The following is a 24106-nucleotide window of genomic DNA, read 5'->3' on the forward strand; positions in this document are numbered from 1 at the left end:
ACCGCTGGTCACACACATCACACGTCAGAAAGGCACCCCTATGCCCCTGCGGTTCGGCGACGACGTCTCCACGGCCGAGACCGACTACGGCACGGTTCTGCTGGACGAAAAGGTCGGCTCCTATTGGGAGTTGAACCCGACGGCCACCTTGGTGGTGCGTACGCTGCTGGACGGCGGCGAGGAGGCGGACGCGGCCGCCGCCCTGGTCCGGGAGTTCGACATCGACCGGTCGCAAGCCCTCCAGGACGTCGAGACGCTCGTCCGCGAGCTGCGCGCGTCGGGACTCGCCTCATGACGACGCCCAGCGCGCTGGAGCGGCCCACCGGTGTGCCCCTGGCCCGGCGCATGGCCGCCCGCCTCGTCCTGCTTCCCGCCGTCGTCCTCGCATCGCTGCCGCCCCGCCGCCTCCGCACGGTGCTCGGCGTCCTGCGGCGCGGTGCCGCACCGGCGAGCACCGGACAGGCCCAGAGCGCGCGCGACGCCATGTGCGCCGTCAGCCTGCGCTGCGCCGGGCCGAAGGGGTGCCTGCCGCGCTCCCTGGGAGCGGCACTGCTGTGCCGGCTCGGTGGAACCTGGCCGACCTGGTGCACCGGCGTACGGGTCACGCCGCCCTTCACCGCGCACGCCTGGGTCGAGGCTGAGGGCCATCCCGTCGGCGAGGGGGTCCCGCAGGGCTACTTCGCCCGGCTGGTGGCCGTCGCCCCGCTGTCAGGACCTGCCGACCGATGACCGGCGCGACGGTCCCGCACGGCGACCGGGCCGCGAATACCGAAGCCGAAGCCGAAGCCGTAGCCGTAGGCGGTAAGTCCACCTTGGCGGCCGTGGCCACGATGTACCGGCTCACCGCCGGGCACCGCGGCGCCATCGCCGTCGCCGGCGTGCTGACCCTCGTCGGCTCCGCCCTGGGACTGGCCCAGCCGCTCGTCGCCAAGCAGGTCGTGGACGCGAGCGGCCGCGGACAGGTCATCTGGCCTCTGCTGGCCCTCCTGGGCGCGTTGTTCGTCGTCGAGGCGGCGACCGGGGCGGCGGGGCGTTTCCTTCTGGAGCGGATGGGCGAAGGGGTCGTACGACAGCTCCGGCACGGGCTGGTGGGCCGGCTGCTCCGCCTGGAGATGAGGGAGTACGACCGCCACCGCAGCGGCGACCTCATCTCCCGGGTGACCGCCGACACCACCCTGCTGCGGGAGGTCGTCTCCCAGGCCCTGGTCGATCTCGTGACGGGAAGCCTCGTCGCGGCCGGGGCGATCGCCCTCATGGCGTGGCTGGACCCGCTGCTGCTGCTCCTGGTCGTCGTGACCGTGGCGGCGTCGGCCGTGGTGGTCGCCTCACTGCTCACGGGCATCAGGAACGCCTCCGAACACATGCAGGGCTCGGTCGGAGCCGTCGCCGCCGATCTCGACCGCGCCCTGAGCGCCCTGCCCATGGTCCGTGTGCACCGAGCCGAGGAGCGGGAGGCGGCCGGCATCGGCGCCCGCGTGGACGCGGCCTACGGCGCGGGGGTGCGCACCGCGAAGCTCGCCTCCGTGATGAGCTCCGCCGTCGAACTCGCGGTCCAGGGCTCCTTTCTCATCGTCCTGGTCGTCGGCGGCCTGCGCGTCGGCGGCCAGGCCGGTTCCCTCGGTGACCTCGTCGCGTTCCTGCTGTACGCCTCGTACCTCGTCCTCCCGTTGTCCTCCGTCTTCCGCTCCGTGGGCCTCATCCAACGCGGGATGGGCGCCTACCAGCGCATCGACGAGGTGCTCCGCCTCCCCGTGGAACCCACCGCACCCCGGAACCCGACGGACCGCCCGCCCGCATCGCAGCCGGCCGGACCGACCGGAACGCGTGCGGCCGGCCAGGCCGAACAGCCCGTTCTCGCCCTGAGCGACGTCCACTTCGGCTACTCCCCGGAGCGGCCGGTCCTGCGCGGTGTGTCGTTCGCCGTCCCGCCGCGCCGGCACGTGGCCCTGGTGGGCCCGTCCGGAGCCGGCAAGAGCACGGTGTTCGCCCTGGTCGCGAGGTTTTACGAGCCGGATGCGGGCACCTTGCGCTTCAGCGGGCGGCCGGCGAGGGAACTCACTCGTGGCGACTGCCGCCGGGGCATCGCCGTGGTCGACCAGAACACCCATGTGGTCCACGGCACCCTGCGCGACAACATCACCTACGCCGTGCCCGACGCCACGGATGGGGAGATCCGGCGCGTCGTCGAGCTGGCCCGGCTCGAAGAGGTCGTCGACCGGCTGCCCGGGGGCCTGGCCGCCGTCATCGGTGAACACGGCTGCAACCTCTCGGGCGGCGAACGCCAGCGTGTCGCCCTCGCACGCGCGTTGCTGGCCCGGCCCGCGCTGCTCCTGCTGGACGAACCCACCTCGCACCTCGACGCGATCAACGAATCGGCGCTCACCACCGTCATGAAGGACATCGCCCAGGAGTGCGCCCTGCTGGTCATCGCCCACCGTCTGTCCACCGTGCAGCACGCCGACCACATCGTGCTGCTCCAGGACGGCCGCACGGTTGCCGGCGGGCGTCACGAGGACTTGCTGGTCGGCAGTGCCCTCTATCGCGAGCTGGCCGCGAGCCAGATGCTCCGGTCCGGCGGGGAGTCCGGGAGCGGTTGACGGCCTCGTTCACCGCTGAGCGGCCAGCACGGCCGCTAGGCCTTCCCGCAGGTCCTGAACGAAATACCCGGGAACCTCCAGCGACGGGAAGTGGCCTCCCTTTTCGGGCGACCCCCACCGGACGATCTGCCGGTACCGCTCCTGCGCCCAGGGACGCGGACACTTCTCGACGTCGCGGGGATAGATGGTGATGGCGGACGGGACGTCGACCCGCAGTTCGGGATCGAGTGAGTTGTGGCTTTCGTAGTAGATGCGGGCCGCCGATGCGCCGCTCCGCGTCAGCCAGTACAGGGTGACGTCGTCGAGAACGCGGTCCCTCGAGATGGTCTCGAACGGGCTGTCCTCGGTGTCCGACCACTCGGCGAACTTGTCGAGGATCCAGGCGAGAAGTCCGACCGGCGAGTCGACGAGCGAGTAGCCGATGGTCTGCGGCCGGGTCGCCTGCTGCTTCGCGTACGCCGCGCGGTGGCGCCAGAAGTGGCGGGTTTCCTCGGTCCACTTGCGCTCGATCGCGGTCAGTCCGTCCGTCGTCAGCCCGGGCGGTCCCTGCGCGAAGGTGGTGTGGATGCCGAGAACGTGCGCCGGGAACCTGCCGCCGAGGACGGTGGTGATGTTGCCTCCCCAGTCGCCGCCGTGGGCTACGAACCTGCCGTAGCCGAGCCTTCCCATCAGTTCCACCCATGCGGCGGCGATCTTTTCGGTCCCCCACCCGGTGGTGGCCGGCTTGTCGCTGTATCCGAAGCCGGGCAGCGACGGGGCCACGACATGGAACGCCGGCGCGTCCGCGTCTTCCGGATCCGCCAACTCGTCCACCACAGCGACGAATTCGGCGATACTGCCCGGCCAGCCGTGCGTCAGGATCAGAGGAGTGGCGTCCGCGCGCGCGGATCGGCGGTGCAGGAAATGGATTCCCAGATCATCGATGGTCGTGCGGAACTGGCCGATCCGGTCGAGGCGTTCCTCGAAGGACCGCCAGTCGTACCCGGTGCGCCAGTAGTTCACGACATCGACGAGGTCGGCGAGCGGAACACCCTGGCCCCATCGGCGAGGGCCTGGCGCGGCGCGGTGGACCGTCTCGGCCTCCGGCAGTCGCGCCGCGGCCAGCCGCGCGCGCAGATCGTCGAGGTCGGCATCGGTCGCGCGGGCTGCAAACGCTTGCACGTCGCTGGGCAGACGGGGCATGAGACCTCCTGGCCATAGTGGAACCGGCTGAGAAGGTTCTAACAGTCCTCGGAGTCATGCCACAACCCGCTAAGGTGGTTCCATGCGTGGTGAATTCCCTGACTTCCGTCTCGGCAGCGTGCTGGCGACCAGCTTCACGGGGACCCTGTCGGAGCGTCATGGCGACGCGGTGGAGCGCATTCCCACGCCGCACCGACTCGTCGACTGGCTGGCGGTGAACGGCCTCGCCGTCGACTCCTGCACCACCGCCCAGCTCGACCTCGCCAAGGAACTGAGGGAGTCGATCCACGCCGTCGCGACAGCGGCCGCGGTCCAGGACCCTCTCCCCGCGTCCGCTGTCCACGTCATCAACGACCGCAGCGCTCAGGGCCGGGCCGCGGCCGTCCTGACGCCTGAGGGCAAGCGGCGATGGCAACTCGGCTCGGCTTCCTCCGTGGAAGATGCCCTCGGCGTGATCGCCGCCGACGCGATCAGCATCATCGCGGGCGAACGAGACGGAAGACTGGCCTTGTGCGCATCACCGACCTGCCGAGCCGCCTTCTTCGACACCAGCCAGAGCCGCACCCGCAGGTGGTGCGACATGAACACGTGCGGGAATCGTCAGAAGAAGGCGCGCTTCCTGGCCAAGCAGCGCAGCACTCCGAGATCCGCGGAGTGACCGTTCCGCCCGAGGCGACCGACGGGGGCACACGCGCAGCCCGGCCTCGGGCCCGGGCCGGGGTCACCAACGGCCTGGCGTGCTCCCGGTGACCGGCTCCGACGGCCGGCCGTCCACCCCGACGGGTACGTCCCCGGCGAGCATCACGCGGTGCATGGTCCGGGGGTGATCGAGATGGACGGTGTCGCCGGGGGCGAGGTGCATCGTGGCGCGGTTGTCCCAGAACGCCACGCTGCCCGGCTCCCAGCGGAACCGGACCGTGTACTCGGGCCGGACCGCCTGCTCCAGCAGCATCTCCAGGATCGCGCCGCTCTCGGGCCGGGAGAGACCGTCGATCTGCTCGACGTAGTAGCCGTTGACGTACAGGATCCGCTCTCCGGTCTCCGGGTGGACGCGCACCAGCGGGTGCAGCGTGGCGACCTGCCGGTCCAGCAGGTGCCGGACGTACGCGTCGTCGCCGGGCCGTGGCTGGTAGCCGACGCCGAGCCGGTGCTCGGCCCGCAGTCCGTCGACGAACCGCCGCAGCGGCGCTGAGAGTCCGGCGTACGCCGCCGCCAGGTTCGACCAGGTGGTGTCGCCGCCGTAGGGCGGTACGGTCTCGGCGCGCAGGATCGTCGCGGCCGGCGGGTCGGCACGGGCGCCGTGGTCGCAGTGCCAGCCGCGCAGCAGGGTGGGGCGGCGGCGCCGCAGCCACTCGTCGTGCTCCATACCGAACCGCCCGCCCAGCTCCAGCCGGTCGGCGGTCGTCTCGATCTCCGGGAAGTCCGGGGGCGAGGCCTTGCCCCGCCGGGGTAGCACCACGGTCTCGCCGAACCGGCGCGCGAACGCCACGTGCCCGGCGTGGTCCAGCCGCTGCCCCCGGAAGAACACCACCTTCCACCGCAGCACCGCCGCCCTGATCGCGGCGACCACGGCGTCATCGAGGTCCGCGGCCAGATCGACCCCGTCGATCTCCGCGCCGATGTACCCGGCGACCGGTTTCACCTCCACCCCGGCCTCCCGCGCGGCCTCGTCCGTCGTCCGGCTGTCCGTCGTCATGAGCACTCCGCTGGTCGTGGGCGTGGTTCCCGTCCCGAAGATCGTGACAGTGATCTCCGCCGAGGGCGACCACGCCTCACCAGCGGGCACGGCTCGGGGAAGCCTCGAGGGAACTACCGGCGGACTTCCGCGACATCGAGCAGCTCGGGTACGTCCGCCGTGTCATCCACGACCGGCTGGCCGACGACCGCGACCAGCAGGAATGCCGCCACCTCATGCGGTTCTGGTGGCACCTGGGCATGCCCTGCCGGGAGGCGACGCTCGACCAGCTCAGGGCGAACCTCGGCGAGACCAAACTGAGGCTCGTGGAGGAGCTGATCGACGCCGTGCGGACCTCTCCCGAGGCGATCGATGACTGGGTCGACGCGGTGGAGGAGGCCTTCCCCGTCGTCCACGACCGCGGCTTCGCGCTGGCCGAGACGTTGCCGGGCGGCAGGGCCCGCCCTGCACCCTGAACTCGCGGATCACGGTGTCCGGGCCGCCGTGCGGCCGCCGGCGCGCTCGGCGGGGACGACGGCGGGCAGCGAGTCGTCCGCGGGCAGACAGTCCGCCAGGACGGAGCGCGGCTCGGAGGAGGCCGCGCACGCGAACCCGACGCTCTTCGGCCCGCTCCTGGAGACCGACTACCTCTCCGAGCCCGAGGCCGCCGTCCTCAGCAGTTCGGTGTTCAGGAACGGACACCACGCGCCCTGCGCATACCGATCGCGCAGGCTCCGCAGAAGGCGCCCCAGGCGGCGTTGACGAGGAAGAGCGGGACGATCGCTTGGGGTTGGGCGAGGGGACCCTGGAGTTTTCCGGTCAGGAGCGGTGAGAGGATCGCGCTCAGGACCAGGGCGGCCAGCGCGTACGTCACACCGGTGACCACGAGGGTCAGAAGCGGGTCGCGTACGCGGCTGATACCGGCCGCGACGATCCAGGTCAGTGTGATGCCCAAGGTGAGGATCACAGGGGTCAGGGGCTTCCCGAGGGCTTCGCTCCAGCCGGCGATGGAGAACAGCGGCCGGACGAGCGCGACGGCGGTCAGGGCGGCCACCAGCGGCCAGTTCAGGCCGCGCAGGCGCCGGCCGATCGGGAGACGGGTATCTGCGTTCACGGCCCCATCGTCGGGGCAGGGATACCGCCGGGGCGTCGGCCTGCGGCGGACACCTGTCGTACCCCGTCGGTTGTGGCCGCGGTGCGGGCGCGTACCACGCAGGTTGCGAGGGGTGGCTCATACGATTCCGCCACGCGGAGGAGGGTGCCGGGAGCGCGGTTGCCTAGGCTGGCGGCATGGCCCTCGGTTCTGTCTCACGTCTCCGGCTTCGCCCGCCCGACGGTCGTGCGGCGGATGCCGCTCTGGCCTGTGCTGTCTTCGTTCCGGTGGCGGTGGGCAGTCTGCGGTCGCTCCTAGGTGAACGGGAGGAGTCCTGGTCAGCGACCATCCTCGGCTGGACACTGATCGTCGCCGCCTGCGCGGCGCTGTACCTGTGCCGTCGCCGTCCCGTGGTCGTCGCCGCGTTCGTGCTCGTTGCCACAGCCGCCTACTACCTCGTCAGCGTCTACGACGGTCCTCTCGTGGTCGCGTTCGTCGTGACGCTCTACGTGGTCGCGGCCAAGGGCCACCTCCAGGCGGCCATCGCTCTGGCGGCGCTCACCGTGATCGCGACCGGCACCGGCACACACGCGGGGAACCACGACGTCAACGGGGTCGCCGTGTTCATGCTGACGGGGTGGCTCGTGGGAGTGGTCGCACTCGGCTGGGTGCGGCACAACCGCCTGGCCCTCGCCCGGGAGGCAGAGGAGCGCGCGGCCAGTGAGGAGCGGTTGCGTATCGCACGTGAACTGCATGATGTCGTGGGCCATCACCTCTCGCTCATCAACGTCCAGGCCGCCGCTGCCCTGCGCCGCCTGCGCAAGGACCCGGCCAAAGGTGTACGGAGCGCGGAAGAAGCGCTGGGCGCGATCAAGGACACGAGCCGGGACTCCTTGCGGGAGCTGCGGGCGACCCTCGGGGTGCTGCGGCAGGTCGACGAGATGGCGCCCATCGCGCCTACGGCCGGACTGAACCGCCTTGATGAGCTGGTGGCATCCGCGCGGCTCGCCGGACTCGACGTGCGGGTGCGGTGCAGCGGCGAGCGGGAGCAGCTGCCGACAGAGGTGGACCTGGCCGCCTACCGCATCGTTCAGGAGTCCCTCACCAACGTGAACCGCCACGCCCACGCAACAGCCGTCACGGTCGGCATCCACCGCGGAACGCGGCACGTCACGGTCGAGATCACCGACAACGGACACGGACCGGCGGCCGCGGACGGCCGCACGCCGGGCAGCGGCATCCGGGGGATGCGCGAACGGGCCCACGCGCTCGGCGGTGAGCTGACCACGGGCCCCAACCCGGGGGGCGGATTCACCGTACGCGGCCGGATCCCCTACGCGAACGGAGCACGATTCCTCTCATGACCCAGGCCGTGATCAAGATCCTGCTGGCCGACGACCAGCGCCTGGTGCGCGCCGGCTTCCGTTCGATCCTGGAGGACGAGGACGACTTCGAGGTGGTCGGTGAGGCGGGCGACGGCGAACGGGCCGTGACCGCCTGCCGCACGCTGCACCCCGATGTGGTGCTCATGGATATCCGCATGCCCGGCGTCGACGGCCTCCAGGCAACCCGGCGGATCGCCGGCGATCCGCGCCTCGACGGCATCAAGGTGGTCATCCTGACCACGTTCGACCTGGACGACTACGTGTACGGTGCGCTGCGCGCCGGCGCCACCGGCTTCCTGGTCAAGGACACCGAGCCGGAGGAGCTGGTGCACGCCGTACGTGTGGCGGCGCGTGGCGACGCGTTGATCAGCCCTTCCGTCACACGGCGGCTGATCGCGGAGTTCGCCGTACGGCTCAAGGCACCTGAGCCCAGCCCACGCCTCAAGGTCCTCACCGACCGCGAGCGGGAGGTCATGGAGCTGGTCGCCGCCGGCCTGACCAACGACGAGATCGCAGCCCGCCTCGTCCTCAGCCCCGCGACGGCCAAGACGCACGTCAGCCGCATCATGACCAAGGTGGGTGCCCGCGACCGTTCCCAACTCGTGGTCCTGGCGTACGAGTCCGGCATGGTCCGCCCGGGCTGGCTGAACGATGGGTTACCGCCGGTGTAGCCGGAGCGCTGTCGGCAACCCACCAGCGGCGTAACCCGGGCCCGGGGCCCGCAACCGGCGGGGTAGGCAGGTGTCCTCCGCAGGACGATGCGCCGTCGCATGCCGCAGCCGGACGCTGCGGAACATGAGTACACGCTCCCCCGCTCCCCCACCTTCCGCCCAGCTTCCGGCCGTCCTCGTCGGTCTCCTCACCGGTGGCGCCGCCGGATTCCTGCTGACCGAAACCCTGGGCGCCTTCTGCGCCTTCGTGCTCGGTCGCACTCTCGACGTGGCCGGCACCGGCGGCGTCCTGTTGGCCGCCTTCGTCGCAGTGCCGTTGATCTGCGCCGTGCTCGGCGCGGTCATCGCCGTCCGCCGCGCTGGGCACAACCTCCGCTGGCAACGGGGCCGGTGAACCCATGTCACCTACGCCCGACATGATCGCGGCGGCCAACGGTCCCACCACTGGCCGGGCGGGCGTCTTCGGACATCTGGCCCTATGGTCCCAGCGTCACCGCTGGAGCGCTCTGCTCCTGTGGATCCTCGCCGTCGCGGTCATCGCCGTCAGTGCCCAGAGCGCGGGCAGCGCCTACCGCAACGACTTCACCCTGCCCGGCACCGACTCACAGGCCGCCGCAGACCTGTTGAAGCGGCACGGCTCCGCACAGGCGGGCGGCAGCGTCCAAATCGTCTTCCAGGACACTGACGGGCTGAGCGGTGAGCGCCCGGCCATCGTGCGGACCCTCGACCGGATACGCGACCTGCCCGGCGTCGCCGGTGTCCGCAGCCCCTACGCGGACGCCTCCGCAGTCTCTGAGGACGGCACCATCGGCTATGCCACGGTCGTCCTTGACGCCAAGGCCGAGGACATGCCTGAGGGGGACATCGCGCGGATCGTCGACACCGCCAAGTCAGCTGCCCGGGACGGTCTGGTGGTCGAGCTCGGCGGGGACGCGGTGCGGGGCGCCGAGGAGGAGAGCGGTGGCGCCGAAGGGGCCGGCATGCTCGCCGCTCTGGTCATCCTCGTGCTGCTCTTCGGATCGGTGCTGGCTGCCGCGCTGCCGCTGGTCACCGCGCTCTTCGCGGTCGGCGGCGCAATCGGCCTGATCACGCTGGCCTCCCACGTCTTCACCGTCGCCGACTTCACTCCGCCGATCATGATGCTGGTCGGCCTCGGTGTCGGTGTCGACTACGCGCTGCTGATCTTCTACCGCTTCCGGCACGAACTCACCCACGGTGCGGACCGGCAGAGCGCCGCCCGAGCCGCCTTGGAGGCAGCGGGCCGTACGGTCTTCTTCGCCGGGTGCACCGTCATCATCGCCCTGCTCGGCCTGGTCGCTCTGGGCCTTGGCTCCCTCCAAGGGGTGGCCGTCGCCGTCGCGCTGACCGTCCTGGTCACCATGGCCGCCTCGCTGACCCTGCTGCCCGCTCTCCTCGCGCTCTTCGGTGACCGCATCCGGCGACACGTACTCACGCGGTCCGCCAAGGCGCAAGCGAAGGGCAGGGAAGAGAGCGTGCGCTGGCGCCGTCTGGCCTCCGCCGTACAGCGGCGCCCGTTGCCCGTCCTGCTGGCCGCCGTCGTGGCCCTCCTTGCCCTGTCCGCCCCGGCTCCGGGCATGCGCCTCGGCTTCGCCGACGCCGGCAACGACCCGGCCTCGTCCACCAGCCGCAGGGCGTACGACCTGCTGGCCAAGGGCTTTGGCGCCGGGTTCAACGGACCCCTGCTCGTGGTCGGCCGGGGCGACACCGACGCCGCCGAGCAACTGCGAGCCACTCTGACCGGCACCGAGGGCATCGCCGCCGCCACGCCGCCACTGCCTTCGACGGACGGCACAGTGTTCACCGTCATCGCCTTCCCTACCACCTCGCCCCAGGACGCGAGCACCGCCGGTCTCGTTCACACCCTGCGCGACGAAGTCCTGCCCCGGCTCGGCCGACGTACGGGCGCCGACTACCTCGTCGGCGGGCCCACCGCGGCCGCACAGGACTTCGCCGACTCCGTCTCGGTCCGGATACCGCTGTTCGTCGCCATCGTCGTCGGTCTGTCCACGCTCCTGCTCATGCTGGTCTTCCGCTCCCTCCTGATCCCCTTGAAGGCCGCCCTGCTCAACCTCCTGTCTATCGCCGCCGCGCTCGGCGTGATCACCCTGGTCTTCCAGCACGGCTGGTTCGGTGTACAGCCAGGGCCGGTCGAGGCCTTCATACCTGCGATGATCTTCGCGATCGTCTTCGGTCTCTCCATGGACTACGAGGTCTTCCTCATCTCCCGCATCCACGAGGAGTGGCAGGGCACACAGGACCACTCACTCGCCGTCCGCGAAGGGCTGGCGGCCACGGGCAAGGTCATCACGGCTGCGGCAGCCATCATGATCGTGGTCTTCGCCGCCTTCGTACTCAGCCCCAACCGCATGCTGCAGCAGTTCGGGCTCGGCCTCGCGGTCGCCATCTTCCTCGACGCCGTGGTGATCCGTTGTCTGATCGTCCCTGCTGTGATGCAACTCCTCGGCACCCACGCCTGGTGGCTGCCCCCTCCGCTGGCCCGACACCTGCCGAAGGTGGCACTGGAACGGCCGGTCGACCGCTGACGGTGTGAGGGAGCCGTCGACCCCCCGTCCGTGTTTCTTCGGGTTGTGCCACCCTCACAGGTGCTTGTGCACTCGGTAGCCGGCATGGGGGTCGGCGTGCGGCCGCGACTGTCCGCCGCGGCCCGGATGGTGGGGCCCTGCGTCAGCCCGTCGAGCTCCATGTACTCTCCGTCAGCCCAACTGGGTTATCAGTCGGCACGATTCCGGAGTCCAGGACGCGTCGCGCGAGCGGTTCGAGAAGGTGGGCAAGGCGGGTGGTGTCCTCGGCGCCGAGCGTCTGCCACGGTGTGACCGCCGCCGCGTCCGTGTCCGCCTCCATCTGCTCGTGAGCGGCCGCTCCGGCTTTGGTGAGGCGCCCCTCCTCGTCGATCCAGCCTCGCTCGCGCAGGTTCGCCTGCGCCGAACGCCATTCCTCGATGCTCCATCGACGGATGCGTCGCTGGAACTCGGCGTCGGTTTCGCCTGTCGCGCTCTTGAGTACCAGCGCTTCGACCGGCCCCAGACGGCGGCCCACCAGCACGGCCACGTGTCCGTCGCCACGGTGTTCGCGCAAGGTGGTTACCGCCTGCCAGAGCCTGACATGGGGTTGGGCAGGTCGGGGCAGCTCCTGGTTGGCCACGCCGAGCACCCGTCCCGCGGTGTCCGCAGCGCGGGCTGCCTCCCAGGCGAGGTCGGCGGCCTCGGCCAGCTCGGCGGAGGCAACCACGTCCGGGCCGTAGAAGTTGGTCATCGCGGCCCCAACGGCACGCTCCCGCACCTCGATCAGCTGTTGGGGAGAGGCGAGAGCCCAGGCGTCCGGCAGCACGCTCGCCGCCCGGTCGGGATGGAAGACGTAGAAGCAGCTGGTGACGACGGAGGCAGGAACGGGGCCGAGCGGCGCCGCGCGCAAGGCGAAGTAGCCCATCCAGTAGCCCCGCAGTCCGAGACCCTCCACGGCCTCGCGCACCTCGGGGGTGAAGTAGACCAGTTGGTGGACCGGTTCGAACCTCTCCCACATCGCCCGTGCGACGCGTTCGTTCACTTTCAGGCCCTCCCGGTTCGTCCTGCTCGGCTGAGGCGACACCGAGAGGCAGCATCCATCATGACAGCGGTCATAACAACCCCTCGGCTCAAGCCCCCTCGGTCCCTGGACACCGCCCTCGGCCGCGTCGGCGGGCTGAGGGGACGGGGCCCTGCGCGGTCGCGAAGGGGGGCGGCGATCGCCGTGCGACAGCTGTGCCCCTCCACGTGGCTGGGGGCGACACAAGCAGTCGGCCACTCGGGCGCAGCTGTCGACCGAGCAGCAGGAGCGGCTGTCCGCGCTGGGCGTGCAGCCGCTGCGTAGGTGAGCCGGAGAGCGCTTGTAGGCGGAGAGCGGTCTGGGTCTTTAGCCCTCAGTAATGTTGCTGAGAATTGGGCTCTGTCACGGATCTTGAGGAGCGAACGCGGAGGGTGACTGCTGTAGGGCCTTACAAGATCTCGACAGCCCCGGGCGGGACCGGTCCCTCGCCCGCGTAGGTGTCGCCCGATGGCGTCGACGGCGCGTCGTTCTCGGCGAGCGTCAGGCTGAGCCAGGGCCCGGCGAGGACATCGTCGTCCAGAGTGATGCAGAGGTGGTCGAGTACGAGGGCCACGACCGGCGCCATCCCGGCACCCTCGCCCTCGTGCACGGCGAGTGCCGCCTCCACCCGGTCCCACCAGTGGCCGAGTGGTTCGGACCGGGTGTGCTCCATGCCAGGCTCGAAGTACTCGACGCACTCGCCGTCACGCCAGTACTGGAAGACGTCCATTCCATCGGTCGTCGCCAGGCTGTACGTCTCAGTGCCCCGGGACAACTCCGCGAGCGATTCTTCCCCAAAGCCGATGCCACCCTCCTCCTCGACACAGAAGGCCCAGTCACCGATCCTTCCGGACCGCAGCAGCGAGACCATCCCATCGTCGGAGTCGCCCGAGACCAGGTCCGAGGCCGCGTCCCACTCGAGCAGGCGCGCCTGGTCCGGGTCGGCCCCGTAGCGGGTGAAGACCTCCTTGGGGCTCAGGCCGCGGGTAAAGGTGACACACATCCAGGCCACCGCCCAGCGGAGCGAATCCATGCCGGCTTCCGTCTTCATGGCTTGCCTCCGTGGTTCACTTCGGTATCTTTCGCCGGCCCTGCAGGGCTGGTGTGTTCGGGCCATGCGTATGGCGTGACGAGACGCCGGTTTCATGCTGCCTGGTGGCCGTAGAGGCTATTGCAGCACGATCATCTTTCGGAGCAGTTCGAATCCGGCTCGACCGTAGAGCTGCCTTTCGCTGTCACGGCGTCGAGGTCTCGCAGCATGTGGAGTGCGAAGCCGGTGAGGCCGGGCAGTGGGAGCTGACACCACCTGTCGCTCAGAGCGGGGAACGCCCGGTTTCGCCGGAGGACGATGTCTGTGAGTTCTGGCAACGCCCGGGGGCTTGCGACGGAGCATGTGCGTGCTTCGCGGGATGAGGCTGCAATGGCGCCACCGAAGTCCAAGGTCGACTTGTACGCGGCGATCCGCTGTGACGCCCGGGCAGGGTTGTTGTACCGGGCCTTGATGCGCGAGTACGGAAGCAGCCGTGACCGCGCGGGACCCGCCTGGATGCCTGCAAGCCGTTGATCGACGAGATGCTCCGGTCCGACGACCACATCGCCCAAGAGGCCGGCCGCGGGTGGTGCGTGTGTTCATTCCGCAGTCCCACAGGCCGCAGGCCGAGGCGGAGGTGGAGGTGGACTTCGGTGACCGACCGCGCCACGCTGGCCCGCCTCCAGAAAGCCGTCGACGGTCTTGGACTGCCGCTGCCGCGCTGGCAGGTGACGTTGCGGGATGTGCTGGTATCAGGGCATGGACAACAAGCGGCGCGTGCTGATCGTCGCCTACGACGGTGCGCAGATTCTCGACATCGCCTGTCCCAGTGGCGCCTTGGACATCGCCAACCGGTACGGCGCCGAGCCGCCGTACTCCATCGAGCTGGGGACCCTGGGCCGTCGGGTCGCCCGTAGCTCGGCGGGGATCCTGATGAGAGCGGAGAAGGGGCTGGAGACGGTTGCGGGGCAGTTGGACACTCTGTTCGTGGTGGGCGGCATCGGCTGTGAGGACGCGGCGTCGGACGAGCCACTACTGGGCCAGGTGCGCCGGCTGGCCGGACTCAGTCGACGGGTGGCCTCTGTCTGTACCGGGGCCTATGTGCTCGCCGCCGCCGGACTGCTGGACCACCGGCGGGTGACGACCCATTGGGGGTGGGGGGAACGACTTGCCGAGCGTCACCCCGCCGTGGCCGTGGACGTGGCTCCTCTCTACATACGCGACGGAAACGTCTACACCTCGGCTGGGGTCACCAGCGCACTCGACCTGACGCTGGCACTGATCGAGGACGACCATGGGCCGACGCTGGCTCGTGCCGTCGCCCGGGAACTCGTCACACATTTGCACCGGCCGGCCGATCAGGCGCAGATCTCCATGTTCCTGGCCGCTCCGCCGCCGGAGGACCGGCTGGTGCGGGACCTGGTGGGCCACATCGCCGGACATCTTGCCGAGGACCTCACGCCTGCCGCTCTGGCGGCGCGGGCGGGAGTCAGCCCCCGGCACCTGACACGCCTGTTCACCGCGCACCTCGGTACGACTCCGGCACGGGCCGTGCGCGTGGCGCGTACCGAAGCAGCGGCGCATCTGGTGCGGTCCAGCGGACTGTCCATGGCAGCGATCGCCCGTCGCTGCGGTTTCGGGTCGTCGGAGACACTGCGGCAGGCGTTTCTCGACCATTACGGGGTCTCGGGGGACAGGATTCGCAGGATGCCGGACATGCCGGCTGCGCGCGTCGCGCCGAGGCAGAAGACTTCCGGGCCATGAGGCATTCCACAACACGCAGAAACGTACTCCGGGCGACCGTGGCCACGGCCGCCCTCGCCACCACGGCTGCGGCCCCGACCGGGGCTCACGCCGTTGCGGCAGGCGGTGCGGGGCCGAACATCGGAATTCTGCTCTACGACGGCTTCAGCCTGCTGGACCCAACCGGTCCGGCCGAAGTACTGTCCCGGCTGCCGGACGCGACTGTGACGATGATCGCCGAGCGGCGCGGCGCGGTCCGCACAGACACGGCAGATGTGGCCCTGGTCGCCGAACGGTCCATCAGCGAAGTGGACCGCCTCGACGTCCTGCTCGTGCCGGGCGCCGGCAACCGCGGCACCGTCGCGGCCATGAACAACGAGGCGCTCCTGCGCTGGATCCGCCAGATCCACCGGCACAGCCAATGGACGACCTCCGTGTGCACCGGCAGCATCATCCTCGCCGCGGCCGGGCTGCTGGACGGCAGGCGGGCGACGACCTACTGGGCCTCCGCCGAGTTCCTCCAGACCACGTTCGACGTAGCCTACCTGCCGCAGCGCTACGTACACTCAGGGAAGATCATCACTGCGGCCGGGGTGTCAGCGGGCGTGGACATGGCCCTGTATCTCGCCTCCCTCATAACAGACGACGACACGGCCAAGGCGATCCAACTCGCCGTCGAATACGACCCCCAGCCCCCCTTCGACTCCGGCAACGCCGCAGCCGCCAGTCCCCAACTGAAGGAAAAAGCACTGCAGTTGCTGGCCGCCTCGCAGGTGTAGCCGAAGCCGGAGCCGCTGAGCGGACAGGCGCCGCCCGCTTCACCGCCCCCAAGCCCACAGCCTGGATCGGTTACGGCCTCCGGTGTTGTCACTTCTCATCGAGATTCCGACCTGAGTGATCGCGGTGATCCTCCGCTCAGCGCAGACGGCAGATGTCCGGCCTCTTGCACATCCGGTGCCTGGGCGTGACGCGTGGTCCGGCCAGCACGAGAAGGGCGCCCCGGCGTTGCCTCGGTCCGGACCCTGGCCCAGCCCCCGGGCCCCCTCCCCCGCGGGCCGGGCGCGCTGATGGCGGGTCCGCGGTGGACCCGGATGCAGGGGTTGCCGGACGACTGCCTGGCCACCGCGCACAGCCACGTCCCGTGCGGGAAACTCCGGTTGACCTTCCAGGAGGCCGTGGCAAACCGGGTCATGCCGGCGTTGATGAAGCGGGCCATCTTCCAACGGGTGACGTTCGACGGGGTGGCGGCCGAGCCGGTGTGCCGATAGATGCGGAAGGCCTCGAAGTTGCGTTGCCGGCTGCGGGTGACGGTGATCGTGTCGACGTGCAGGCCCCGGCCCATAACGTGGCCGGGGTCCGTCCTCGGGCCGCCACGGGCGGGACACAACCGGCTCCGGAATCTGCTCCGTGCTCACACTCCGAGCCTATGCGCAGCCTCCCGGAGTGTCGGCCGGGCACCGTCATGGCCGAAGCACTACGATCCCGCCGATCAGCGCGAGGGGGAACACGCCGGCGTGCAGCCAGCCTCGCATCCGCGGCTTCAGCGCAGCCGCCGCGCGCTGTGCCCCATCTTCCAGGCCGGCGACGATCTGCCCGCCAGTCAGCCGGCCGCTTGCGCCGACATGCGCGCCTGAGGTTCCCGTCCGCGTGCCAGCGGCTGAGGGTCTTCGGCGATCACGCGCTCATGTTCTGAATCGGCGGAGGTGCGGTCCGGCGCGTCGCTGTTGAGTGCGGGTCAGACATCGGCCGTGTGTCGGGCTGCGGCGCGGCGGTATTCGGCGTTGAGGCACCGTGCTTCCTCGAGCTGGTCTTCGAGGATGATGATGCGGCAGGCGGCCTCGATGGGTGTGCCCTGGTCGACGAGTTCGCGGGCGCGGGCGGCGATGCGTAGCTGGTAGCGGGAGTAGCGGCGGTGTCCGCCTGCGGAGCGCAGCGGGGTGATGAGGCGGGCTTCGCCGATGGCGCGCAGGAAGCTTTGGGTGGTGCCGAGCAGCTCGGCGGCCCGTCCCATGGTGTAGGCGGGGTAATCGTCGTCGTCGAGACGCCCGAAGGAATCGTCTGCTGTCATCTGACCTCTCTGTGGAACGCGTGGAGGGCCCTGGCGCCATGCGGCGCCAGGGCCGAAGGAACTGCTACACCATCTGCCGGCCCTGCTACTGCGCCGGCCTTCTGTCACCGCACACCCGACCGAAATGCTGCCGGGGATGCTGGGATCGCGGTTGCTCGACCGGAGACCACCTCACTATCGATGTCCTGCGGTACCCGGACTCGACAAGCCGTCCGGGCGATCCTGATGGCGTCCACTTCCTCCGTTCATTCCCTCATTGCTGGTACTGCTCTACTACGTACCGCTGGTGATGCGACCTACGGGTGGCCTGTTACAGCGCCACCCTTCGGCAGCCAGCCCCGTCGCCCGTCCTACGTCTGCTCTGGCTTGGAACCCCGCTGCCGAACCTCCCGGTGCGCGCGCCCGCAGCCGACGCCTTCACCGAGGTACTGCGCACTGCAACTGCCGTACTTCTCCCCGGCAGTTCATGTCTGCCGGAGCCTGCGGATCCTCTGAGTTACGAGAGAGCCCATAACCACACCACTAAGCAATGTCTACTCTGGCCAAGATAGATTTTCGTGTGTGGGCGGTGATGCACGATCTTGATCGGCGATGGTGGGCAGCGCCGACAAAGAGCCTCACGAGGTCGAGGGCCAACCGGTGGCCTGGCCCGCTGGGAGTCCAACCGCATCAGGGCGCGTATCGCCTCCTTGAACTCGGCGTGATGCAGCGCGTGCGGCTCGGGCAGCCTGTAGCGCACAACTGTGCGCCTCGACCATGGGGTACTAGCGCGTCGGCGAGAAGCGCCGTCGCGAGGCCGCCGACCGGGTCACCGCCCTGCACAGTTCGACCGGCACGGCAACCGGGTCTGGCGCACGACATAGAGCCTGCTCGACTCCGAGCACGGTGCGGTGCAGGCCCTCGGGAACGCGGACGCCGCGCAGCGACATGGCGGCGTAGATGATGCCGTCGACGCGCCGGTCCAGGAGTTCGGCGACCGCCGCGTCCTCCTTGGCCGGGTCGCCGCCGGAGTCGGCGGTGAGGACCAGGTGCTCGTCCGCCAGGCGGTGTCCATGGCGCCGCGCAGCAGGCGTCCCGCGAAGGGTGAGGAGGCGATCTCGTCGGTGACCAGGCCGATCACGGCCGTCCGGCTGCGGCGCAGGCCGCGGGCGACGGGGTCGGGCCGGTAGCCGAGCCGGGCGGCGGCCTGCCGGATGCGTTCCTGGGTGGCGGGTGAGAGGGTGCCGGCGGCGCGGCCGTTGAACACGAAGGACACGGCGGTGTGCACACGCCCGCGAGCCGCGCGACGTCCCGCGAGGTGGGACGCCCCGACCCCGTCCGGTTGATCATTGCTCACCCTATCCGTGACGCTGGAGGGACGACACAGTCGCACGCACAGTCAAGGGGAAGGTCCGACAGTGATCAGCATCCCGACGCACACGCTCAACGACGGTACGACGCTCCCCGCCCTGGGGCTGGGCACCTGGCCGCTCGGCGACGACGAGGCCCAGCAGGCGGTGCTCTCGGCCCTGGAGGCGGGCTACCGCCTGATCGACACGGCGACGAACTACCGCAACGAGACGGGGGTCGGCCGCGGTGTGGCTTCCGGGGTGGTGCCGCGCGAGGAGATCGTCGTGACGACGAAGCTCCCGGGCCGGCACCACGGCTACGAGGAGACCCTGGCCTCCTTCGAGGAGTCCCGCGCCCGCCTCGGCCTGGAGTACGTCGATCTGTACCTGATCCACTGGCCGCTGCCGCGCGTGGACCGGTACGTCGACTCGTGGAAGGCCATGATCAAGCTGCGCGAGGAGGGGCTGGTCCGCTCGATCGGCGTCTCCAACTTCACGGCTGGGCACATCGAGCGGCTGGAGAAGGAGACCGGGGTGCTGCCCTCGGTCAACCAGGTCGAGTTGCACCCCCTGCTGCCGCAGGACGACCTGCGCGCCTTCCACGCGGGCAAGGGCATCGTCACCGAGAGCTGGAGCCCGCTGCGCCCGGGTACGCCGCTGCTGGAGGATCCCGCCGTGGCGCGGATCGCCGCAGCACACGGGGTGTCGCCCGGGCAGGTCGTCCTGCGCTGGCACACACAACTCGGGGCAGTGCCCATCCCCAAGTCGGCCAACCCCGAGCGGCAGCGCGCCAACCTCGACGTCTTCGGTTTCGAGCTGAGCGAGGACGAGATGCGGGCCGTCGCGGACAGGCCGCAGCGGAGGGTCGGCGCCGACCCCGAGGTGCACGAGGAGTTCTGACGGGTACCCGGGGCACGCCCGCCAGGAAGGAGCCGCAGGTGGCCGATCGGGACCGGCTGCGGGACTACCGCGGCAAGCGCGACTTCGACCGGACCGGCGAGCCCCCGGGGCGCGGAGCGCCGGCCGGTGACAGGCCCCGGTTCGTGGTGCAGATCCACGACGCGAGCACGACGCACTTCGACTTCCGGTTGCAGGTGGACGACGTGCTGAAGTCCTGGTCGATCCCCAAGGGCCCCTCGGCGGATCCGAAGGACAAACGCCTGGCCGTGCCCACGGAGGACCATCCGCTGGAGTACGAGGAGTTCGAGGGAGTGATCCCCCGCGGTGAGTACGGCGGCGGCACGGTGATCGTCTGGGATCACGGCACGTACGAACCGCTGAGCCACGACCGCGAGGGACGGCCCGTCGACTTCGCGGAGTCGCTGGAGCGCGGGCACGCCACGTTCCGGCTGAGGGGTTCCAAGCTGCGCGGCGAGTACGCCCTGACCCGGTTCCGCAGCGGCCGGGGCGGCGACGGCGAGGAGGCCTGGCTGCTGGTGAAGCGGGCCCAGGGCGCGGCCCGTGCGCACGGGGCTCCCGATCCGCGGCGGGCCCGCTCGGCCATGTCCGGCCGCACACTCGCCCAGGTCGCGTCGGACGCGGAGGAGGCCGCCGAGTGAGCGGCGAAGGCCGCCTCCTCGCGGCCGGCCGGCCCGAGCTGCCGGGCCGGTCAGAACTGCGGTGTGAGTGACTGCTCGCACCAGATGGTCTTGCCCCGGGTGGTCTGCCGGCTGCCCCAGCGCTGGGTGAGCTGGGCGACCAGCAGCAGGCCGCGGCCGCCCTCATCGTCCTGGTGGGCCCGCCGCAGGTGCGGGGAGGTGGAACTGCCGTCCGACACCTCGCAGATGAGGGTCTGGTCCCGGATCAGGCGGAGCTGGATGGGCGGGGCGCCGTACCGGATGGCGTTGGTGACCAGTTCGCTGACGACGAGTTCGGTGACGAAGGCCGTCTCGTCCAGGCCCCACGCGGTGAGCTGGTCGGTGGCGGCCTGCCGGGTGGCGGCCACCTCCGCGGGGTCGGGCGTGACGTCCCAGGTGGCGACCTGGTCGGCGCCCAGCGCCCGGGTCCGGGCGAGCAGCAGGGCCACGTCGTCGCTGGGCTCGGCCGGCAGTACGGCCTTCAGCACGGTGTCGCACAGGGCGTCCAGCGAGTCGGCGGGCACGGTCAGGGCGCGGCACAGCTCCGCGGTGGCGTGGTCGACGTCGCGGTCGCGGTCCTCGACGAGCCCGTCCGTGTAGAGGGCGACGACGGAGCCCTCCGGCAGCTGGAGCTCCGTCGCCTCGAACGGCAGCCCGCCCACGCCCAGTGGGGGGCCCGCGCTCATCGGGATCAGCCGGGTGGACCCGTCGGGCAGCACCAGTGCGGGCGCGGGGTGCCCTGCGGCGGCCAGGTTCAGACGGCGTGTGACGGGGTCGTAGACGGCGTAGAGACAGGTCGCGCCGAGTTCGGCGACGTCGTCGCCCTCGTCGTCCGAGGCGAGGTGGGTGACCAGGTCGTCGAGGTGGGTGAGGAGTTCGTCCGGCGCGAGGTCCACGTCGGCGAGGGTGCGGACGGCGGTGACCAGCCGGCCCATGGTCGCCGTCGAGGGGATGCCGTGCCCCACGACGTCCCCGACGACGAGCGCGACGCGGCTGCCGGACAGCGGGATCACGTCGAACCAGTCACCGCCGATGCCGGCCGCCGAGCCGGAGGGCAGATAGCGGTGGGCGACCTGGACGGCTGCCTGGCCGGGCAGGCCCCTGGGCAGGAGGCTGTGCTGGAGGGCGAGGGCGGTGGTGCGTTCGCGGGCGAAGCGGCGGGCGTTGTCCACACAGACGGCGGCCCGGCTGGCGAGCTCCTCCGCGAACACGGAGTCGTCGTCGGCGTAGTCGTCGGGCTGCGCCACGCGCACGGCGACGGCGACACCGAGCGTGGTGCCGCGGGCCCGCAGTGGTACGGCCATCATCGAGTGGACACCCTTGCGGTAAGGGCGTCCCTGCGGGGCTCGGGAATTGCGCTCGGCGACCCAGCGCATGAACGCCGGCTCCCCCGCCTGGCTGATGATGGCCCGGCCCTCCCGCATGGCCCGGGCGATCGGCGAGAACGAGGGATAGACGTCGACTTCTCCCAGATGGACGGCCGCCTCCGGGGTGCCCTCGGTGACGGAGCCGTGGGCGACCCGTCGCAGGGTGATCTCCTGGGTGGACGCCGCCGGCGCCTCGTCGGCGCCGAGGACCCAGTCGTACAGGTCCACGCTCGCGAAGTCGGCGAACCGGGGCACCACGACCGCGATCAGTTCCTCAGCGGTGCGGATCACGTCCAGGGTGGTGCCGATGCCGGCGGCGGCCTCGTTCAGCAGGGCCAGCCGCTGCCTCGCCCAGTACTGCTCGGTGCTGTCGAAGGCGGCCAGGGCCGTCCCCACGAGCGCGCCGGCGGCGTCCCGGACCGGCCACATCTCGGTGACCCAGGCGTGCTCGCGGTTGAGGGCCGGTGCACCGGTGTAGCTCTCGTACCTCAGCGGCCGGCCTGTCTCGACGACGTGCCGAAGGTGCCAGTTGAAGCCGCGGCTGTGCTCCGCCTCCGCCACGGTCTCGGGGAAGTGCCGGCCGAGCAGGGTCTCCTCGGACACGCCCATCACCTGGCATGCGGCGTCATTGAGCCGCTGGTAGCGCTGGTTGAGGTCGAAGACGGACATCGACATGGATGCCTGCTGGAAAGCACGGCCGGCGAGGGATGTCTCCCCGCGGCCCGGCGACGCCGCGGTGATCACGTAGCCGCCCGCGTTCCCCTCGGGGCCCGTCACGGCGCAGCCCCTGACCCGGACCCCGACCAGGTAGCCGTCGCGGTGCCGCACCATGACGGTGCCCGACCGCGCGGACACCGCCTCGGCCGGCACTTCCTCGGCGAGCAGCGCCCGTACGGACCGGCCCACGGCCTCCTCGGCCGGGTAGCCGGTCAGCCGCCGGGCACCCTCGCTCCACCCCGTCACGATGCCGCGGGCGTCGATGATCGCAGCAGCGGAGGCGTCCTCCATAGCGTCCAGGATTATCCCTTTGCGGCCCTCTATCAACCGCGACGGGGCATTCGGGACGGGGTCAGGCCCGGTGGGCGCGCAGCGCGGTGAGTGCCCGGTCGGCGTGTGCGTTCATGCGCAGTTCGCTGCGGACGACGTCGAGGACGGTGCGGTCCTGCGCTATGACGAACGTCGTGCGCTTGGTGGGCGCCAGCGAGAAGCCGCGCTTCACACCGAATCGCTCGCGGACCGTCCCGTCGGCGTCGGACAGCAGCGGCATGCCGAGGCCGTGCCGTCCGGCGAACTCCTGCTGCCGTTCGACGGCGTCGCCGCTGATGCCGACGGGGCGTGCCCCGACGGCGGCGAACTCGGCGGCGAGGTCGCGGAAGTGGCAGGCCTGGGCGGTGCAGCCGGGGGTGAGGGCGGCCGGATAGAAGAAGAGCACGACCGGGCCCTCGGCCAGCAGTCCGGACAGGCTGCGGACGGTGCCGGTCTCGTCGGGAAGGGCGAAGTCCTCGACCTTGTCTCCGGTCTCCACACGCGCGCTCACGACCTGCCCTCCGCGTTCCGTGCCACGCCGCGGGCCCAGAGCACGAGGGGCACCTGCAGGGGAAGGCGTCCGAAGGCGGCGGCCTTCTGCGGGGTGGGGCGGTGGCGGAAGTCGGCGGCCATCTTGACGTTGGAGGGGAAGACCCCGACGAAGAAGGCCGCCGTGGCCAGGGCGGCGGCCTTGCGGGTGCGCGGCAGGGCCAGGCCGGCGGCCAGCGCGAGCTCGGCGGCCCCGCTCGCGTAGGTCCAGGCCCTGGGCGTGCCGGGCAGGCCGCGCGGGATGGTCGCGTCGAACGGGCGGGGGTTGGCGAAGTGGGCGACGCCCGCGGTGGCCAGCAGGCCGGCGAGCAGCAGGGGCGAGCGTTCGGACCGGGACACGGTTCCTCCTCTGAAGGCCTGCCGCGCATTATTACCGCCCGGTAGAAAGGTCGGTTCACCGGGTCCCGGGAGCGCTGGTGATGGCGGCCCGGTGTGTAGCCGAGACAGCGGCGGAAGACGTCGATGAAGGCGCTCGCGGAGGACCAGCCGCAGCGGTGGGCCACGGTCGTGACGGGCAGGCCGTCGGCCAGCATCCGCAGGGCGTGGTAGAGCCGCGACTGGGTGCGTGCCTACTCCTGTGCCGCCGCTTCCGTGTCGTCCTGGCGGGGTCCCTGCTGTCGTCGCTGGTGCAGCCCCTTTTCGGGGGGGGCTCACCGACCGTGGGGCGATGCCCTGGCTGCTGCCACTGAGCGCACTGACGGCCGGGGCGGGCGTCGCCCTGAGCGGGGTGACGGGCTCCTATGCACCACCCTGGCGGTGGTGGCGGCTGGGGGTCGTTCCTGAGGCTGTCCGGGGCCGTGGTCTGCCGCTCCGTGGTGTTCACAGCAGGTACCGCGGCGCTGTTCGTGCTGCACGCCGGCGGCCCCGTCGGCACCCTCGCCGGGGGCCGGCCGGCCGGGCGGTACGGGCGGATGCCGGTGGTGCGCCGGTCGTACGCCCTGACGGTCGTGGCCGTGGCCGGGCTGGTGCGTGCCCGGGCCGCCGTGTACCTGTTCGTGGCACTGACGTCGGTGGGCCGTCATGTGCCGTTCTCGCTGCACATACCCTGGGTCAGGATTTTGCGCCCCGGGGCGTGGGCACAGCGAGCGGGGTCACGCTGGGGCTGACCGTGAGCGTCGGCGGCCTCGCGGCCCCGCGACCGGGGCGCTGGCCGACGCGACGTCCCTCCGGTCGGCCCTGCTGCCGCTCATCGCCCACCCGCGCACCGCGTGA

At 70.9% G+C, this 24106-nt stretch carries 22 protein-coding genes and 3 pseudogenes; 14 read left to right on the top strand and 11 right to left on the bottom strand.

Annotation, left to right across the window (positions count from 1 at the left end; genetic code table 11):
* Positions 1-40 precede the first annotated feature (40 nt).
* Genes ABTX60_RS30595 through ABTX60_RS30605 form a run of 3 tightly spaced genes read left to right on the top strand, consistent with a single transcriptional unit; the run spans position 41 to position 2597 of the window.
* Positions 41-295 carry a lasso peptide biosynthesis PqqD family chaperone gene (locus ABTX60_RS30595; RefSeq protein WP_352100246.1) on the top strand — a complete coding sequence of 85 codons (255 nt, stop codon included), beginning with the start codon at positions 41-43 and terminating at the stop codon, positions 293-295.
* Entirely contained in the window at positions 292-729 is a 438-nt protein-coding gene (locus ABTX60_RS30600; protein WP_352100247.1) for a lasso peptide biosynthesis B2 protein, read from the top strand. The genes ABTX60_RS30595 and ABTX60_RS30600 overlap by 4 nt, the downstream gene beginning before the upstream one ends.
* A complete protein-coding gene (locus ABTX60_RS30605) occupies positions 726-2597 on the top strand; it encodes an ABC transporter ATP-binding protein (protein WP_352100248.1) in 1872 nt (623 codons plus the stop codon). The genes ABTX60_RS30600 and ABTX60_RS30605 overlap by 4 nt, the downstream gene beginning before the upstream one ends.
* A 9-nt stretch (positions 2598-2606) precedes the next feature.
* Here ABTX60_RS30605 and ABTX60_RS30610 read toward each other — a convergent pair whose 3' ends face one another.
* Positions 2607-3779 carry an epoxide hydrolase family protein gene (locus ABTX60_RS30610; RefSeq protein WP_352100249.1) on the bottom strand — a complete coding sequence of 391 codons (1173 nt, stop codon included), beginning with the start codon at positions 3777-3779 and terminating at the stop codon, positions 2607-2609.
* 82 nt (positions 3780-3861) lie between these two features.
* On the opposite strand from ABTX60_RS30610, the gene ABTX60_RS30615 reads away from it, so the two are divergent.
* Positions 3862-4437, top strand: coding sequence for a CGNR zinc finger domain-containing protein (locus ABTX60_RS30615; RefSeq protein ID WP_352100250.1), 576 nt, complete (start codon positions 3862-3864; stop codon positions 4435-4437).
* Positions 4438-4500: 63 nt separating this feature from the next.
* On the opposite strand, the gene ABTX60_RS30620 is transcribed toward ABTX60_RS30615, so the two are convergent.
* A complete protein-coding gene (locus tag ABTX60_RS30620) occupies positions 4501-5475 on the bottom strand; it encodes a TauD/TfdA dioxygenase family protein (protein ID WP_352100251.1) in 975 nt (324 codons plus the stop codon).
* Positions 5476-5690: 215 nt separating this feature from the next.
* Between ABTX60_RS30620 and ABTX60_RS30625 the strand changes: the two genes are divergently transcribed.
* Entirely contained in the window at positions 5691-5930 is a 240-nt protein-coding gene (locus ABTX60_RS30625; protein WP_352100252.1) for a hypothetical protein, read from the top strand.
* Positions 5931-6142: 212 nt separating this feature from the next.
* Here the strand turns inward: ABTX60_RS30625 and ABTX60_RS30630 are convergent, their stop codons facing one another.
* Positions 6143-6568: a hypothetical protein gene (locus ABTX60_RS30630; RefSeq protein WP_352100253.1), complete on the bottom strand. Its 426-nt coding sequence runs from the start codon at positions 6566-6568 to the stop codon at positions 6143-6145.
* Positions 6569-6744: 176 nt separating this feature from the next.
* On the opposite strand from ABTX60_RS30630, the gene ABTX60_RS30635 reads away from it, so the two are divergent.
* The 4 genes from ABTX60_RS30635 (at position 6745) to ABTX60_RS30650 (ending at position 11167) form a co-directional block, all read left to right on the top strand.
* A complete protein-coding gene (locus tag ABTX60_RS30635) occupies positions 6745-7911 on the top strand; it encodes a sensor histidine kinase (RefSeq protein ID WP_352100254.1) in 1167 nt (388 codons plus the stop codon).
* Positions 7912-7919: 8 nt separating this feature from the next.
* Positions 7920-8603 carry a response regulator gene (locus ABTX60_RS30640; RefSeq protein ID WP_352100284.1) on the top strand — a complete coding sequence of 228 codons (684 nt, stop codon included), beginning with the start codon at positions 7920-7922 and terminating at the stop codon, positions 8601-8603.
* Between the two features lie 124 nt (positions 8604-8727).
* A complete protein-coding gene (locus tag ABTX60_RS30645) occupies positions 8728-8997 on the top strand; it encodes a hypothetical protein (protein ID WP_352100255.1) in 270 nt (89 codons plus the stop codon).
* 4 nt (positions 8998-9001) lie between these two features.
* Positions 9002-11167 carry an MMPL family transporter gene (locus tag ABTX60_RS30650; RefSeq protein WP_502992430.1) on the top strand — a complete coding sequence of 722 codons (2166 nt, stop codon included), beginning with the start codon at positions 9002-9004 and terminating at the stop codon, positions 11165-11167.
* Positions 11168-11309: 142 nt separating this feature from the next.
* Here ABTX60_RS30650 and ABTX60_RS30655 read toward each other — a convergent pair whose 3' ends face one another.
* Entirely contained in the window at positions 11310-12188 is an 879-nt protein-coding gene (locus ABTX60_RS30655) for an SCO6745 family protein (RefSeq protein WP_352100256.1), read from the bottom strand.
* Between the two features lie 427 nt (positions 12189-12615).
* Positions 12616-13257 (bottom strand): DUF6461 domain-containing protein, encoded by a 642-nt coding sequence (locus ABTX60_RS30660; RefSeq protein ID WP_352100257.1) that lies wholly within the window; start codon positions 13255-13257, stop codon positions 12616-12618.
* Between the two features lie 756 nt (positions 13258-14013).
* On the opposite strand from ABTX60_RS30660, the gene ABTX60_RS30665 reads away from it, so the two are divergent.
* Both ABTX60_RS30665 and ABTX60_RS30670 read left to right on the top strand, forming a co-directional pair.
* Complete coding sequence (locus ABTX60_RS30665; RefSeq protein WP_502992432.1) at positions 14014-15000, top strand: GlxA family transcriptional regulator; 987 nt, start codon at positions 14014-14016, stop codon at positions 14998-15000.
* Positions 14997-15758 carry a DJ-1/PfpI family protein gene (locus ABTX60_RS30670; RefSeq protein ID WP_352100259.1) on the top strand — a complete coding sequence of 254 codons (762 nt, stop codon included), beginning with the start codon at positions 14997-14999 and terminating at the stop codon, positions 15756-15758. The genes ABTX60_RS30665 and ABTX60_RS30670 overlap by 4 nt, the downstream gene beginning before the upstream one ends.
* Before the next feature lie 956 nt (positions 15759-16714).
* Here ABTX60_RS30670 and ABTX60_RS30675 read toward each other — a convergent pair.
* Both ABTX60_RS30675 and ABTX60_RS30680 read right to left on the bottom strand, forming a co-directional pair.
* Positions 16715-17047, bottom strand: a complete 333-nt coding sequence (locus tag ABTX60_RS30675; RefSeq protein ID WP_352100260.1) for a MerR family transcriptional regulator — start codon at positions 17045-17047, stop codon at positions 16715-16717.
* 794 nt (positions 17048-17841) lie between these two features.
* Positions 17842-18376: pseudogene (locus tag ABTX60_RS30680) on the bottom strand (LacI family DNA-binding transcriptional regulator); the annotation flags it as partial.
* Between the two features lie 68 nt (positions 18377-18444).
* Between ABTX60_RS30680 and ABTX60_RS30685 the strand changes: the two are divergent.
* Together ABTX60_RS30685 and ABTX60_RS30690 are read left to right on the top strand one after the other, a co-directional pair.
* Complete coding sequence (locus ABTX60_RS30685) at positions 18445-19275, top strand: aldo/keto reductase (RefSeq protein WP_352100261.1); 831 nt, start codon at positions 18445-18447, stop codon at positions 19273-19275.
* A gap of 38 nt (positions 19276-19313) precedes the next feature.
* Positions 19314-19934: a DNA polymerase ligase N-terminal domain-containing protein gene (locus ABTX60_RS30690; RefSeq protein ID WP_352100262.1), complete on the top strand. Its 621-nt coding sequence runs from the start codon at positions 19314-19316 to the stop codon at positions 19932-19934.
* 50 nt (positions 19935-19984) lie between these two features.
* Here the strand turns inward: ABTX60_RS30690 and ABTX60_RS30695 are convergent, their stop codons facing one another.
* The 4 genes and pseudogenes from ABTX60_RS30695 to ABTX60_RS30710 form a co-directional block, all read right to left on the bottom strand.
* Positions 19985-22327: a SpoIIE family protein phosphatase gene (locus ABTX60_RS30695; protein WP_352100263.1), complete on the bottom strand. Its 2343-nt coding sequence runs from the start codon at positions 22325-22327 to the stop codon at positions 19985-19987.
* Between the two features lie 61 nt (positions 22328-22388).
* Positions 22389-22856: a peroxiredoxin gene (locus ABTX60_RS30700; protein WP_352100264.1), complete on the bottom strand. Its 468-nt coding sequence runs from the start codon at positions 22854-22856 to the stop codon at positions 22389-22391.
* Positions 22853-23233 (bottom strand): DoxX family protein, encoded by a 381-nt coding sequence (locus tag ABTX60_RS30705; RefSeq protein ID WP_352100265.1) that lies wholly within the window; start codon positions 23231-23233, stop codon positions 22853-22855. Before ABTX60_RS30705 ends, ABTX60_RS30700 begins: the two co-directional genes overlap by 4 nt.
* Before the next feature lie 71 nt (positions 23234-23304).
* Positions 23305-23460 (bottom strand): annotated as a pseudogene (locus ABTX60_RS30710) (helix-turn-helix domain-containing protein); the annotation flags it as partial.
* Here ABTX60_RS30710 and ABTX60_RS30715 point away from each other — a divergent pair.
* Positions 23459-24106, top strand: a pseudogene (locus ABTX60_RS30715) (MFS transporter); the annotation flags it as partial. The pseudogenes ABTX60_RS30710 and ABTX60_RS30715 sit on opposite strands and share 2 nt — an antisense overlap.

The sequence above is a fragment of the Streptomyces sp. NPDC126510 genome (assembly GCF_040302345.1).
Lineage (GTDB): Bacteria > Actinomycetota > Actinomycetes > Streptomycetales > Streptomycetaceae > Streptomyces.

Bases quoted from the DNA above. Each gene is read 5' to 3' on its own strand.
- ABTX60_RS30595 (WP_352100246.1), top strand. From the start codon at position 41: ATGCCCCTGCGGTTCGGCGACGACGTCTCCACGGCCGAGACCGACTAC.
- ABTX60_RS30600 (WP_352100247.1), top strand. From the start codon at position 292: ATGACGACGCCCAGCGCGCTGGAGCGGCCCACCGGTGTGCCCCTGGCC.
- ABTX60_RS30605 (WP_352100248.1), top strand. From the start codon at position 726: ATGACCGGCGCGACGGTCCCGCACGGCGACCGGGCCGCGAATACCGAA.
- ABTX60_RS30610 (WP_352100249.1), bottom strand. From the start codon at position 3,779: ATGCCCCGTCTGCCCAGCGACGTGCAAGCGTTTGCAGCCCGCGCGACC.
- ABTX60_RS30615 (WP_352100250.1), top strand. From the start codon at position 3,862: ATGCGTGGTGAATTCCCTGACTTCCGTCTCGGCAGCGTGCTGGCGACC.
- ABTX60_RS30620 (WP_352100251.1), bottom strand. From the start codon at position 5,475: ATGACGACGGACAGCCGGACGACGGACGAGGCCGCGCGGGAGGCCGGG.
- ABTX60_RS30625 (WP_352100252.1), top strand. From the start codon at position 5,691: ATGCGGTTCTGGTGGCACCTGGGCATGCCCTGCCGGGAGGCGACGCTC.
- ABTX60_RS30635 (WP_352100254.1), top strand. From the start codon at position 6,745: ATGGCCCTCGGTTCTGTCTCACGTCTCCGGCTTCGCCCGCCCGACGGT.
- ABTX60_RS30645 (WP_352100255.1), top strand. From the start codon at position 8,728: ATGAGTACACGCTCCCCCGCTCCCCCACCTTCCGCCCAGCTTCCGGCC.
- ABTX60_RS30650 (WP_502992430.1), top strand. From the start codon at position 9,002: ATGTCACCTACGCCCGACATGATCGCGGCGGCCAACGGTCCCACCACT.
- ABTX60_RS30660 (WP_352100257.1), bottom strand. From the start codon at position 13,257: ATGAAGACGGAAGCCGGCATGGATTCGCTCCGCTGGGCGGTGGCCTGG.
- ABTX60_RS30670 (WP_352100259.1), top strand. From the start codon at position 14,997: ATGAGGCATTCCACAACACGCAGAAACGTACTCCGGGCGACCGTGGCC.
- ABTX60_RS30675 (WP_352100260.1), bottom strand. From the start codon at position 17,047: ATGACAGCAGACGATTCCTTCGGGCGTCTCGACGACGACGATTACCCC.
- ABTX60_RS30695 (WP_352100263.1), bottom strand. From the start codon at position 22,327: ATGGAGGACGCCTCCGCTGCTGCGATCATCGACGCCCGCGGCATCGTG.